This is a genomic window from Amycolatopsis sp. DSM 110486 (genome assembly GCF_019468465.1).
Lineage (GTDB): Bacteria > Actinomycetota > Actinomycetes > Mycobacteriales > Pseudonocardiaceae > Amycolatopsis.
The window spans coordinates 6,748,289-6,761,752 of the sequence record NZ_CP080519.1 but is presented as its reverse complement, the minus strand read 5'-3'; the positions used below and the strand labels follow the sequence as shown (position 1 = coordinate 6,761,752).

At 72.0% G+C, this 13,464-nt stretch carries 10 protein-coding genes; 2 read left to right on the top strand and 8 right to left on the bottom strand.

Going from position 1 to position 13,464, the window contains the following annotated elements; genetic code table 11:
* Window positions 1-262: 262 nt before the first annotated feature.
* Entirely contained in the window at window positions 263-1,465 is a 1,203-nt protein-coding gene (locus K1T34_RS33220; RefSeq protein WP_220238700.1) for a sensor histidine kinase, read from the top strand.
* A gap of 335 nt (window positions 1,466-1,800) precedes the next feature.
* Here the strand turns inward: K1T34_RS33220 and K1T34_RS33215 are convergent, their stop codons facing one another.
* The 6 genes from K1T34_RS33215 to K1T34_RS33190 form a co-directional block, all read right to left on the bottom strand.
* Window positions 1,801-2,145 (bottom strand): RNA polymerase-binding protein RbpA, encoded by a 345-nt coding sequence (locus K1T34_RS33215; protein WP_220238699.1) that lies wholly within the window; start codon window positions 2,143-2,145, stop codon window positions 1,801-1,803.
* A 95-nt stretch (window positions 2,146-2,240) separates the two neighbouring features.
* Window positions 2,241-2,471, bottom strand: a complete 231-nt coding sequence (secG, locus tag K1T34_RS33210) for a preprotein translocase subunit SecG (RefSeq protein WP_220238698.1) — start codon at window positions 2,469-2,471, stop codon at window positions 2,241-2,243.
* A gap of 118 nt (window positions 2,472-2,589) precedes the next feature.
* Window positions 2,590-3,375: a triose-phosphate isomerase gene (tpiA, locus tag K1T34_RS33205; protein ID WP_220238697.1), complete on the bottom strand. Its 786-nt coding sequence runs from the start codon at window positions 3,373-3,375 to the stop codon at window positions 2,590-2,592.
* The gene (gene pgk, locus K1T34_RS33200) at window positions 3,375-4,622 is read right to left on the bottom strand and encodes a phosphoglycerate kinase (RefSeq protein ID WP_220238696.1); all 1,248 of its coding nucleotides are present in this window, start codon (window positions 4,620-4,622) and stop codon (window positions 3,375-3,377) included. Before pgk ends, tpiA begins: the two co-directional genes overlap by 1 nt.
* A 5-nt stretch (window positions 4,623-4,627) precedes the next feature.
* Window positions 4,628-5,632, bottom strand: a complete 1,005-nt coding sequence (gene gap, locus K1T34_RS33195) for a type I glyceraldehyde-3-phosphate dehydrogenase (protein ID WP_220238695.1) — start codon at window positions 5,630-5,632, stop codon at window positions 4,628-4,630.
* 613 nt (window positions 5,633-6,245) lie between these two features.
* Window positions 6,246-7,421 (bottom strand): winged helix DNA-binding domain-containing protein, encoded by a 1,176-nt coding sequence (locus K1T34_RS33190; RefSeq protein WP_220238694.1) that lies wholly within the window; start codon window positions 7,419-7,421, stop codon window positions 6,246-6,248.
* A gap of 72 nt (window positions 7,422-7,493) precedes the next feature.
* On the opposite strand from K1T34_RS33190, the gene K1T34_RS33185 reads away from it, so the two are divergent.
* On the top strand, window positions 7,494-8,138 hold the full coding sequence (locus K1T34_RS33185) for a LysE family translocator (RefSeq protein ID WP_220238693.1): 645 nt from the start codon (window positions 7,494-7,496) through the stop codon (window positions 8,136-8,138).
* On the opposite strand, the gene K1T34_RS33180 is transcribed toward K1T34_RS33185, so the two are convergent.
* A complete protein-coding gene (locus K1T34_RS33180) occupies window positions 8,135-8,944 on the bottom strand; it encodes a TIGR03620 family F420-dependent LLM class oxidoreductase (protein WP_220238692.1) in 810 nt (269 codons plus the stop codon). The two genes, K1T34_RS33185 and K1T34_RS33180, sit on opposite strands and share 4 nt — an antisense overlap.
* A gap of 38 nt (window positions 8,945-8,982) precedes the next feature.
* Window positions 8,983-13,461 (bottom strand): hypothetical protein, encoded by a 4,479-nt coding sequence (locus K1T34_RS33175; protein WP_220238691.1) that lies wholly within the window; start codon window positions 13,459-13,461, stop codon window positions 8,983-8,985.
* Between the last annotated feature and the right edge of the window lie 3 nt (window positions 13,462-13,464).

Genomic DNA, 13,464 nt, shown 5'->3' with positions numbered 1-13,464 from the left:
TCAAGCGGCTCACCAGTATGTGGGATCACCCGTAAGGTGAACGTAGGGTGTTGTGATCGACACGAGGTGACGTCAGACGTCTTCGCCCCACCCGATTGCCGTAGTGATGGAGATCAGACGACCAAAGTTGTGGGTCCGGGTGAAACTTACCGTCGTCACACGCCTTCTTGTTAGCATCCGCACATTTGTTGCCCGCCGCGCGTCCCGATCGGGTGTCCGGCGCATCTCATCATCAAGTCCACAAGACGAATGGGGTCGCCGCATGAGCACTGAGGGACTCTCGATTCCAGGAATCTCGATGGGCAGCCCCGGCGCGGGGGCCGCCGATCGGGTCCGGCGGTTCAGCCTGCGCGGTGCGTTCGCTTCGCTGCGCCGGCCGATCGCGACGACGGTCGGAGTTGAGGCCGTCGCCGTGCTGCTGGCCGTGCTCGACGTGTGGCTGGTGATCCCGCCGAAGGCCCCGCCGTACTCGATCTACCTGTCGGCGGCCGCGTGTCTCGCGGTGGTGCTGCGGCGGAAGCTCCCGTTCCTCGCGGTGGTGCTCGCGGTGCCGGGCTTCCTCGCCGGGTGGGCGCAGCTGGCGTCGATGATCACGCTGGGCACGCTCGCGACCAAGCGCCAGATCCACTGGCAGACGTGGGTCGGCGCCGGGCTGGTGTTCACCTGCCGGTTCGTGCAGTGGCCGCTGGACGACTTCGCGCAGCTCAGCTGGCGCGAGCACGTGCTCGACGGCATCTACGGCGTGCTCGTGGCGGGCATGCCCATCGCGATCGGCCTGCTGATCGGCGCCCGAGCGGAGATCTCCGCGAAGCTCGCCGAGCTGGCCAAGAGCCGCGACCGCGAACGCCGCTTCCACGCCGACGCCGTGCGCGCCGAGGAGCGCGCCCGGCTGGCCCGCGAGATGCACGACGTCGTCTCCCACCAGATCACCCTCATCGCCATGCAGGCCGGCGCGCTGCAGGCCCAGACCACCGATGGCCCCTCGCTGCAGACCGCGCAGGTCATCCGCCAACTCTCGACCCGCACGCTGGAGGAGCTGCGTTCGCTGGTGAGCGTGCTGCGCTCCGGCGCCGAGGACGACGGCCCGCGCCCCGGCATCGGCGAGCTGGACCACCTGATCCGCACCGCCGACGTCCCGGTCCACCTGACCGTCGAGCGCCTGCCGGACACCGTGCCGAGCCAGGTGTCGGCCGCCGCGTACCGCACCGTGCAGGAGTGCCTCACCAACGTCCACAAGCACGCCCCCGGCGCCACCGCCACCATCCGCATCCAGGGCGGCAGCGGCGCCCTGAACATCGAGGTCCGCAACGAACGCGCCGAACGCGCCGGCGAGCACCTCCCCTCGGGCGGCCACGGCCTCACCGGCCTCGCCGAACGCGCCCGCCTCCTGGGCGGCAGCTTCGAAACCTCGGACACCGAAGACGGCGGTTTCCGCGTGCGGGCCAGGTATCCCCTGGACCGCTGACCCTCTGACCTTCCCCGGTCCCCCGTAGGTCGAAGGGGTGGCCCCGGTGCGCACCGCGATCCGGCTGCGTCCGGGGGCCACCCCTTCGCCGCGTTCGGGGGTTTCTCGGGTGTGCACAACTCCGCTCGCGGCCTCGAAGGGCGTGCCGGAGAAGAGGTTTCAACCCTGGCCCGCGCTCAGGCGACCGCACCGTACGGAGCCGAGCCACGAGCGCCCGCACCGGGAGCAGCCCTCGCCACCAGCACTCAAGCCGGCGCCAAACCCCCGGAAACGCGGAAACCACCGGCCAGAGCCGAATCGAATCGGCCTGGTCGGTGGTTTCCGACAGGGAAAACCTAGATCAGTTCCCGGCGCTGACGCAGACGCTCGAGGGCCTCGGCGAGGATCGCTTCGCCGTCGGCGTCACTGCGGCGCTCCTTGACGTACGCGAGGTGCGTCTTGTAGGGCTCGGTGCGGGGCGCGGCGGGCGGGTTCTGCTCGTCCTGTCCGCCGGGCAGACCGCAGCGCGGGCAGTCCCATTCGTCGGGGATTTCGGCCTCCATCGCGAACGACGGGCGGGCCTCGTGGCCGTTTGCACACCAGTAGGAGATGCGGCGCCGCGGCGCCGACTCACCCCGCTCCGATTCGCCCGAAGGACCGGCACCCACCCGGGTGCCTCGAATCGCGTTACCGCCAACCATGAATCCTCACACCTAGGAATCGGCGGCGCGCCCCCCAATAGGCACGCCGATGCACACGGAGCCCCTGACTCGCCGGCCCCGAGCGGGGAGTCCGGTCAGACCTTGAGCAGCAGGCCGAGGCCCACGATGCTGATCAGCCAGATGGCACCCAGCAGCAGGGTGATCCGGTCGAGGTTCTTCTCGGCCACGCTCGAGCCCGAGAGGCTGGACTGCATACCGCCGCCGAACAGCGACGACAGACCGCCACCCCGGCCGCGGTGGAGCAGCACGGCCACGACCAGCAGCACGCTGGAGACGATCAACAAGATTTGCAGGAACAGCTTCATGTCATCCTCTGTGCTCTTCGGAGAATGCAGGGGTACGGCTCGAATATCACCGTACCCCTGGACTCGTCCACTGCTGTGTGACGGACCGGATACACAGGTTACCCGGTAGTGGCCTCGATCAGGGCAGGGGGCCACCCGCCGCGAGTGCGCAGAGTTTGGTGAACTCGTCACCGTCGAGGCTCGCGCCACCCACGAGAGCACCGTCGATGTTCTCGCAGCCCACCAGCTCGCCCACGTTGCCCGACTTCACCGAACCGCCGTAAAGCACCCGAACGGCCGAAGCGACCTCGTCGCCGTACTTCTCCGCCAGCACCGTGCGGATGGTCTTGCAGACCTCCTCGGCGTCGGCCGGCGTCGCGACCTTGCCGGTGCCGATGGCCCACACCGGCTCGTAGGCCACGACGACGTCCTTGACCTGCTCGGCCTTGAGCCCCTTGAGGCCCTCGATCAGCTGGGTCGTCGCGTGCGAGTGGTGCTCGCCGGCCTCGCGGACCTCGAGCTTCTCGCCGACGCACAAGATCGGCGTGATCCCGTGCTTGACGGCCGCACGCACCTTCTTGTTGACCAGCTCGTCGGTCTCGGCGTGGTACTCGCGCCGCTCCGAGTGGCCGATGGTGACGTAGGTGCAGCCCAGCTTCGCGAGCATCAGGCCCGACACGTCACCGGTGTAGGCACCGGAGTCGTGCGGGGACACGTCCTGCGCGCCGTAGGTGAGCGACAGCTTGTCGCCGTCGGTGAGGGTCTGCACGCTGCGGATGTCCGTGAACGGCGGCAGCACCGCCACGTCCACCTTCGCGTAGTACTTCTGCGGCAGCGCGAAGGCGATCTTCTGAACCAAGGCGATGGCCTCGAGGTGGTTCAGGTTCATCTTCCAGTTGCCGACGATCAACGGCTTGCGTGCCACTAGTGCTTCTCCTCCAACGCCGAAACACCGGGCAGTTCCTTGCCCTCCAGGTACTCCAGGGAGGCGCCGCCGCCTGTGGAGATGTGGGAGAAGCCGTCCTCCGGCAGGCCCAGCTGCCGCACCGCGGCTGCCGAGTCACCGCCGCCGACCACGGTGAACGCGTCGCTCTTCACCAGCGCCTCGGCCACGGCACGGGTGCCGCCCGAGAACGCCTCGAACTCGAACACGCCCATCGGGCCGTTCCAGAACACGGTGGCCGCGTCGGCCAGCTTGCTCGCGAACAGCTCGCGGCTCTCCGGGCCGATGTCGAGGCCCTGGCGGTCGGCCGGGATGGCCGTGGCGGCCACGACCTCCTGCTCGGCGTCGGCCGCGAACTCGGTGGCGGCCAGCACGTCGACCGGCAGCACGAGCTCCACACCGCGCTTCTCCGCCTCGGCGAGGAAACCCGACACCTGGTCCAGCTGGTCGGCCTGCAGCAGCGACTGGCCCACCTCGTGGCCCTGGGCCTTGAGGAAGGTGTAGGCCATGCCGCCGCCGATGAGCAGGCGGTCGACCTTCGTCAGCAGGTTGGCGATCACGCCGAGCTTGTCCGACACCTTCGCGCCGCCGAGCACCACCACGTACGGGCGCTTGACGTCGTCGGTGAGCTTCTTCAGCACGTCGAGCTCGGCCAGCACGAGGCCGCCCGCGTACGCCGGCAGCACCGCGGCGATCTCGTAGACCGAGGCCTGCTTGCGGTGCACCACGCCGAACCCGTCGGACACGAACGCCCCGCCGGGGACGAGCGCGGCCAGCTCGGCGGCCAGCTCGGAACGGTCCACGGCGTCCTTGCTGGTCTCGCGCGCGTCGAAGCGCACGTTCTCCAGCAGCGCGACGCCGCCGTCGGCGAGACCGCCGACGAGCGCCTTGGCCGAGTCGCCCACGAGGTCACCGGCGAGCGGGACCTCGGCGCCGAGCAGCTCGCCCAGCCGCTTCGCGACGGGCGCGAGCGTGTACTTCGAGTCGGGCTCGCCCTTGGGGCGACCCAGGTGCGCCGTGACGACGACCTTGGCGCCCGCGCCGGCGAGCTTCTCGATCGTCGGCAGGGCGGCGCGGACGCGGCCGTCGTCGGTGATCCGGTCCGCGCCGGTCGCTTGCGGGCCGGCGCCATCAGCACTGGCGAGCGGGACGTTCAGGTCGCTGCGTACGAGTACGTAGCGGCCCTGAACACCCTCGCTCAGCAGGTTCTCGAGGTTCTTGACCGTCATCGGGTTCAGGAGAGCTTCGAACCGACGAGCTTGACCAGGTCGGCGAGGCGGTTGGAGTAGCCCCACTCGTTGTCGTACCAGCCGACGACCTTGACCTGGTTGCCGATGACCTTGGTCAGCGGCGCGTCGTAGATGCACGACGCCGGGTCGGTGACGATGTCGGCCGACACGATCGGGTCTTCGTTGTAGCGCAGGTAGCCCGACAGCGAGCCCTCGGCGGCGGCCTTGTACGCGGCGTTGACCTCTTCGAGCGTCGCCGGCTTGGTCAGCGTGACGGTGAGGTCGGTGGCCGAGCCGGTCGGCACCGGGACGCGCAGCGCGTAACCGTCGAGCTTGCCCTGCAGCTCCGGCAGCACCAGGCCGATGGCCTTCGCGGCACCGGTGGAGGTCGGCACGATGTTCATCGCGGCGGCGCGGGCGCGGCGCAGGTCCTTGTGCGGCGCGTCCTGCAGGTTCTGGTCCTGCGTGTACGCGTGGATGGTGGTCATCAGGCCCTGCTCGATGCCGAACGCGTCCTGCAGGACCTTGGCCAGCGGGCCGAGGCAGTTGGTGGTGCAGGAGGCGTTGGAGATGATGACCTGCGAGCCGTCGTACTTGTCGTCGTTGACGCCCAGCACGATGGTCAGGTCCTCGCCCTTGGCGGGCGCGGAGATGATGACCTTCTTGGCGCCGCCGGCGATGTGGGCCTTCGCGGCGTCGGCGTTGGTGAAGAAGCCCGTCGACTCGACGACGACGTCCACGCCCAGGTCGCCCCACGGCAGGTTCGCCGGGTCGCGCTCCGCCAGGGCCTTGATGGTCTTGCCGTCGACGACGATGCCGTCGTCGCTCAGGCTGACCTCGCCCGGGAAGCGGCCAAGGATGGTGTCGTACTTGAGCAGGTGGGCCATCGTCGCGACGTCGCCGAGGTCGTTGAACGCGACGACCTCGATGTCGTGACCGCTCGCCTTCACGGCGCGGAAGAAGTTGCGGCCGATCCGGCCGAAGCCGTTGACACCTACGCGAACGGTCACTGCTGCCACTCCTCTTGTCGTGATCACTGCTGTGTGCATTCAAACCGGGGCCCACGCCCCGGAAGACTTCCGGGCTCGGCGCAACCCTAGCGTGCGGGCACGGCCGACCCTGACTGCCCCGACGAGACTTCCACCACTGCGCCGAACCGTCAAGAATCGATTAAGAAGCCAGCTCACGAGCTTGCGACAGGAAAACCGGCGGTGTCACAGGAAGGGGTGCGGACCACGCGCTTGATCGGTCTTGGTGCCGCGGTTCACGCGGTGGCCTGACGGGTGGTGGAGTCCGGAAGGTCGGGATCGGGGTGGGCTGGTCCGGGCGCGTCGTGAGCGGGATGCGCGGGGTGCCGCCTCGGGCCGCGGCCGCGCATCGCGGGTGCGCGGTCGCATCTCGCGGGTGCCCGGCCGCGTCTCGCGGGTGCGGCCGTCTCGCCGAGGCGTCGGGACCGGCCGGGCGTCGGTCACGAGCGCGGCGGGTCGCCGCGGAAACCGGGTCTTGCGGCCGGCCGGCTCAGCCGTTTTCGACGGCCGGGCCCCGTAGCTCTCGGGCGCTTCGCGAGGTGACCCGTCGAGCCGGCGGTGATGCCCGGACGGCCGGGGCTGCTCGTCGGCGTGCTCACGTCGACAGCTCGCGTTCGGCAGGGGTGCGGAACTTCGGCACGACGCGCGTGTCCCCCAGCCACGTCGTCAGGCGGGCGGCTTCGGCTTCCAGGGCGGCCGCGCGGTCGGCACCGACGTCCTCCAGGAGGCGCAGCACGACCTCGCCGGTCGGGCGCTGGGCCCAAGCGCCGACGACGCGGCCGTCGCACCAGGCCGTGGGGCCGATGTTGCCGCTGCGGTCGAAGAGGGCGGGGCGGTGGGGGCCGAGGTACCAGTCGCGGGCGGACCAGCCCATGGGCGTCGGGTCGAGGGCGGGGAGGAGGGCGACCCAGGGCGCCGGTTCGGGGACGGGCTCGAGGTCGTCGGACAGGACGAGGCCGGGTTCGCCGTCGAGGTCGACCTCGGTGGGGGCGACGGCGGCGAGGGCCTGTTTGGTCTGGCCGGCCGTCCAGCCGGTCCACCAGCGCAGGTCGGCGACGGGTGCCGGGCCGAAGGCGCGCAGCCAGCGCCGTGCGAGTTCGGCGCGGGCGTCGGCGGGCGGGACCGGGGGCAGGCCGCCGGGGAGCCAGCCGTCGAGCGGGGCCCAGTGGTACTGCGTGCTGAGCCAGCTGCCGCGCGGGCGCCCGCGCACGATGCGGCCGTCGACGGCGAGCTGGAAGAGCACGCGGCTGGTGACGTTGCCGATCGCCGCGTACGGCTTGCCCTTGGCCATGTGGAGCTGCTGGCGCAGGCGCGGTTCGTCGTCGACCAGATCCTGCGCGGTGGCAGATCCCCTGGCGCGCAAGGCTTTCTCGACGCTCGCGGCGACGTCGGCGAGCCAGCTCGGTGGATCCTCCACGTTGGTGGGATGGCCGACCGTGCCGAGGTGCTGTTCGAGCAGTTTCCGTTGCTTCACAGCGATATCGCTCGCGCAGCCGGCCTGGACGAGCGCGGCCGTGGCCACTTCGGCGACGAACACCGTGCGGCGCATACCGAGGAGCCGCAACAACGTGCGGTCTTCGTACAGCGCGCGCTCGACATCGGCCACGCCCACTTCCGGCGCCCGCGCCCACGCGGCGAGGAACACCGAAGCCGGGTCGGTCGCGTGCAGGGCGACGACCCCGCCTGCGGCCTCCTCGACGGTGGCCGCGGGAGCCGCGAGGTGGTGGCGCACGCCGAGCCGGGCGCGGCGCTGCGCGAGGGAGATCTTCACGCGCTCGTTGTACCAGCGGGGTCCGACAAAAACGTCTCGTCGCGACCCGGCCGCGCGTTCTACGCTCGGGAGATGGTCACGCCTGCGCACTTCGCGGCCTTCGCCGCCCTGACGTTCCTCATGGTCGTCGTCCCCGGGCCCAGCGTGCTGTTCACCATCAGCCGCGCGCTCACCGTGGGCCGCCGCGACGCGCTGCTCACGGTGCTGGGCAACGCCACCGGCGTCTACACGCAGGTGGTGGCCATCGCGTTCGGGCTGGGCGCGGTCGTCACGACGTCCGCCACCGTCTTCACCGCGATCAAACTCGCGGGCGCGCTCTACCTCGTGTACCTGGGCGGGCAGGCGATCCGCAAGCGCCGCAAGCTCGCCGACGCCATGGCCGCGGCCGTGCGCACCACCCCGGGCCGCACGCTGACCGTGCTGCGCGACGGCTTCATCGTCGGCTTCGCGAACCCCAAGTCCATCGTCTTCCTGGCCGCGCTGCTGCCCCAGTTCGTAGACCCGGCCGCCGGCTCGGTGCCCGCGCAGATGCTGCTGCTCGGCCTCTGTCTCCCGGTGATCGCGCTCGCGTCGGACACCGCGTGGGCCCTGGTCGCCGGCACAGCCCGCACGTGGTTCGCCCGCTCGCCCCGCCGCCTCGAACTCGTCGGCGGGACCGGCGGCCTGGTGATGATCGGCCTCGGCACGACGCTCGCGTTCACCGGCCGCAAGGACTAACCCAGCGCGGCCACCAGGCCGCCGTGCCACGATTCGGGCAGGCCGTCCAGTGACACCACCACCTGGTCGGCACCCGCGGCCCGATACTCGCGCAGCCGGGCCACCACCGTGTCGAACGAGCCGTGGACGGTGACCCCGTCGACGAGGCGGTCGGACAGGTCGGCGACGTCGGCGGGGGTGAAGCCCATGCGGCGGAAGTTGGCGGCGTAACCCGGGACGCCGGCGAGGAAGCGCAGCGAGCCGCCGCGTACGAGGTCGCGCGCGCGGGCCGGTTCGGGCTCCGCGACGACGGTGACCAGCACCGCCAGGCGCGTGCCGGCGCCGAGCAGCTCGCGCGCGGAGGCGACGTAGTCGGGCGTCACGAGGAACGGGTACGCGGCCGAAGCGCGGTCGCGGGCCAGTTCGAGCATGCGGGGCCCCAGCGCGGACAGCACGCGCCCTGAAGCGGGGACCGCGGTGTCCAGCTCGTCGAGGTACGCCGTGAGCGTCGCGAGGGGACGAGGGCCGTGGGCGCCGCCGAGGCCGGGCAGCCAGCGGCCGGGGTGTGTGGCCGCCAGTGCCCGGTACACCGTCGCCACCTCCGCGGCCGGGACCTGGTCCACCGAGAGAATCCCGTTGGCCACGGTGATCCGCCGGGTCGCGCGGACGAGGTCCGGGACGAGCGCCAGGTTGTCGCCTTGGCCGCCCGGCATCCACAAGGTGGAGTAGCCGAGTTCCTCCAGCCGCACGGCCGCGGCGATCGCGGCTGCCGAGTCCGTGGTGTCGAACGCCGGTATCGCCGCACCCAGTGGGCCCAGTTCGCTCATGCCGGGGGCAACTCCCCCGGCCTCGGCACTGTTCCGCGTCACGCGGGTTGTTCGTCCACAGCGGAATCCTCGGCCGGCTCGGAGACCGGCTCACTCACCTTCGCGAACATCCGCGTCGCCGAGAGCCGGGCCACCCCGTCCGGCTCGCCGAGGTCCTCCAGGGAGTTGCGGACGGTCGAGTCCACCGACAGGTACTTGCGCCCGGCGCGCAGGTCGGCGTCGTTGCGCAGGCGGACGATCAGCGGGAACTCCGCGAGCGCGCCGGCGTCGAACAGGCCCGTCGTGTAGATCAGCTGCACGCCCAGTGCCTCCGCGACGGCGCGCTGCAGCTCCAGCAGGTAGCCCGCCGACGCGCGGCCGATCGGGTTGTCCAGGAACAGCACGCCGGAGTGGCGGTTGCGGGCCTTGCCGCGGTTGTTCGCGCGCAGCGACGCGAGCGTGCAGTACAGGATGATCGCCGCGGTGAGCTGCTGGCCGCCGGAGAACACGTCACGGATCTCGGACACACGCTGGCGTTCGGTGCGCAGCACGGAGTCCGGCTTGAGCATGTCGACTCGGAACCCCTTGGGCGCGGCCACCTGCACGCCGCGCAGCACGAGCGAAAGGCCGTCGCGCTTCACGTCGCGGCCGTCGGCCGTCTTGCCCACCGCGGCCTCGTCCACGACCTCGCCGAGCTTCTCGGCCAGCACGTTGTCCTCGAGCTCCGTGAAGCGGATGCGCAGGAACTCCTGACCCGACCAGTCGCCGAGGCCGTCGGGCAGCCGCGACACGCGCTGGGCCGAGCGCAGGGTGCGCAGCGCGCCGTCGACCATGCCCTGCAGGCGCGTGATGATGCCGCCGCGGTGCCGGTCGATCTGGGCGAGGTCGTCGGTGAGCGTGCGCAGCCGCGGCCGCAGCGCCTCGGCCCATTCGGCCGCGTGGCCGGGCAGCTGGTCGCGCTTCACGGCGATCACCTGCTGGCGCACGGGCGTGCTCAGCTTTTCGAAGCGCTTCTCCGTCGCGTACTGCGCCAGCTGGTCGGTGGCCGCGCGCACCCGGCGGTCGCCCGCGTCGGCGGCTTCCTGCGCGGTCGTCAGCACCGTGTTCAGCTGCGAATGCTTGGTGCGGGCCGATTCCACGTCACCGTCGTACGCCTCGGCCGGATCCTCCGGCAGCAGATGCGCGAGCGATTCGCCGAGCAGCCCGAAGCCGGACGCCGACGCCTTCGCCGCGTCCAGCGTCGCCTCCGCCGCCGCGCGCCGCTCCTGCAGCTCTTCCCACGTGCGCGCCGCCGCCGAAACCTCCAGCGAAGCGGCGTCGACCAGCTCCAGGCCGTGCTCGATGTCGCGGGGCCGCTCGGCGGGCGAGGCCGCGCCCGTCTGCAGCGGCAGCACGTCCAGCTCCGCCCGCCGGGTGGACACCTGCCCGATCGCCTCGGTGCGGTCCTCCTCGACGGAGTCGACGACGCGGCGTGCGCGGGCCAACGCGGCGGCGCGAGCCGAAGCGTCCGAGCCGTCCGGTGTCTCCAGCAGCTCCGCCGCCCGCGTGCGCACGGCTTCGTCCAGCGCTTCGAGCGCCGAGCCCGCCGCGGCTTCCGCCGACTCGGCCTGGTCCAGCTCCGCGCGCAGGTCGCTGCCGACCTCCACCTTCGCGTAGGCCTCCGAGGCCGACGCGAACGTCCGCCGCAGCGCGTCCACGGGCTCGGCCGGCGCCTCGGCGTCCTCGGTCACCTCGGCTGCCCCCGGGACCTCGGCCAGCTCCGACCGCGCGGTGGTCGCCGTGCGGCGGTGCCCGTCCGCGGTCCGCTGCTCCTCCCCCGCCTGCTCGCGCAGCCGCGCCGCGCGAGCCGCCGCGTCGGCCGCCGTGGCCTCGGCGCGCTCCGCGATCTCCGTGGCCCGCTCGACTTCCTCGGTCCACTCGGCGACGCGCGTGGCCCGGGTCGTGAGCTCACCCAGCCGGCGCGCCTTCTCCTCGCCGTCGGCCACAGCCAGCCGCAAAGCCGGCACGCGCTCGCGCAGCGCCGCCGCCTTTTCGCTCAGCCGCGCGAACTCCGCCTCCGCCTGCCCGAGCGCGGTCTGCCCGGTTTCCCTTGCCACGCGGGCACTTTCGGCCTGCTCCGCGAGCGTGGCGATCGCCCCGGCCGGGTAGTCCTCGCGCCAGGTCGTGAGCTTCCACGTGAGCGCGCCGTCGGTGGCGAGCGCGCCGGCGAGCTGCTCCAGCCGCCGCTGGCGTTCGGCGTGCCGCAGCGCCACGGCCTCGCGTTCGGTGTCGGCCGCTTCCTCGTCGTACATCGCCGGGTTCGGCGGCACGAGGAACTCCACGCCCGCCGCGGCCTCGCCGTCGTCGCTCTGGAACGCCTCCGTGGTGCCCACCGCGATCACCGCACTGGGCAGCAGCCGCCCAGCGGCCAGCACCTCACGCGCCCGCGGCACCTGCGCGGCGTCGTTCAGCAGCACGCCCGCGACGAGCTGCGGCAGGCGCTCCAGCACGTCGGCGCGGCGGCCGGCGTCCAGTTTGGACAGGTAGCGCCAGCCGGACCACGCCGTGATCCCGGCTTCTTCCAGGGCGTCCAGCGCGGCCTGCACGTCGTGCGGCGGCGGGAGCAGCCCGCCGGAGCCGAGCGCGGCCAGCGCACGCTCGTCGGCCGACTCCTCCATCCGCAGCGCCGTCTGCTCCTTCTCGACGGCCGCGCTCGCTTCCCGAAGCCGTTGCAGCAGAACGGGAAGGTCGCTTTCCAGGCGCACGTCGTCGGCGCCGAGCAGCTCGACGAGCCGGGGTTCGACGGCGAGCGCGTCCGTCCGGCGGTGCGCCCGGTCCAGGTCTTCCGCCGCGCGCACCAGACGGTCCTGAGTGGACCCGGCGAGCTGGTTCGCCTCGTTCACGGCCCGTTGCGCCGCCTGCAGATCCTCCGCCGCGCGGTCGAGCTCCTGCTCACGCCGGCCCAGCTCGGCCGCCGACTCGTCGGCTTGCCCGCGCGCCGCGCGCGAAGCTTCCGCGACGTCCGCGCCGGCCGTCAACAGTCCACTTCGGACCGACGTCGAGATTTCCTCGCGCAACTCGGCGATCCGCGACGACAGCCCGCGCGCCTCGGCTCGCCGAGACGCGGCCAGGTTCGCGGCCTCGTCCCGATCGGTCTGCGCCTTCTCGGCCTCCGCACGCAAAGCGCCGGCGCGGGCTTCGGCTTTGTCCGCCTGGCGCTGCGCGTCGCGGGCCAGCGACGTGAGGCCACGCGCCAGCGCCGAGGCCGCGGAGTTGCGCGCCGCCAGCGCGGGCTTCGCCTTCTCCTCGCGGTTGCCGACGAGCTCACGCAGGTCCTTCGCCTTGCGGGAGGCGTTCAGGTGGTTCAGCACGGTCGCGGTCTCGCGCCACGCCTCGGCCGCCGTCTTCGCGTCGGCGAGCTCGGCGTCCACGCGCTGGCGCGCTTCCTGCGCTTCCTCCAGCCGCAGCACGGCGACGAGCCGGCGCAGCTCGGTCACGCCCGCGGCGAGCCGGCGATGGTCGCCCTCGGCCAGCTTCTCCGCCGACTTCACCTCGTCGACGTGTTCTTCGAGCCCGGACAGCCGCGCGTTCTCCAGCTCGTTGCGCGCGTGGATCCGGCCGGCGAGCTCACGCAGGTCGGCGCGGGCCGACTCGGCGATCCGGCGCGACGCGGCGGCCACACCTTCCTCGTCGGCGAGCGGGCCGAGCAGCTCGAGCGCGCCCTCCACGAAGTCCTTCTCCGCCAGCAGATCGCCGCGCTGCGCGAGGTTGTGCGCATACGTCGACACGACCTCGGCGAGGTCCTTCGGCTCGTCCTCCGACAGCACGGCACGCAGCAGGAACTCCACGAACGCCTCGTCGGTGGAGAACTGGAACGCGTCGGCCGCCTCGCCCTCGCCCGCGTTCATCGCGCGCTGGTAGCGGAACAGCTCGGTGTCGAGGCCGAGCGAGTCGAGCCGGCCGGTCCATTCGTGGTGGCGCCGCGTCCAGGACAGCTCCAGCTCCGGCTCGGCCATGGCCGCCGCGGCGATCCGGTCGTGGAAGCCGGACATCGTGAGCAGCCGGCCGTCCGCGGTCAGCGGCAGCGAGTCGAGGCCGAGTTCCTGCGTGGGGCGGAAGCAGTACCAGGAGTCCACGAGGTTCTCCGAGTCCGCCGACGTCACGTGCCCGCGCCACTCCGAGACCTTGCCGGTGATCACGCGGTGCCCGGTCTCCACGTGCAGCCACTCCAGCGCCACGTGCGAGACGTCCTTGGCCGCCACGAACTTCTCCAGCACCTTCGTGCTCGTGGTCCCGACCACCTGGCGGCGGCCGGGCAGCATCACGGAGAAGATCAGCTTGATCAGCACCGACTTGCCGCCGCCGTTCTCGAGGAACAGCACGCTCGCGGGCGAGGGCCGGCGCACCGGTCCCCCGGCGTGGATGCCGGCGCTGAACAGCGCGTCCTGCTTCGGCGCGGTGATGGTGGCGCCGACGCCGCTGAAGTCCAGCACCACGTCCTGGTAGCGGGCGCCCGCGGGGCCCACCGAGTGCAGGCGGACCCGCGAAAGCTCGTACATCGA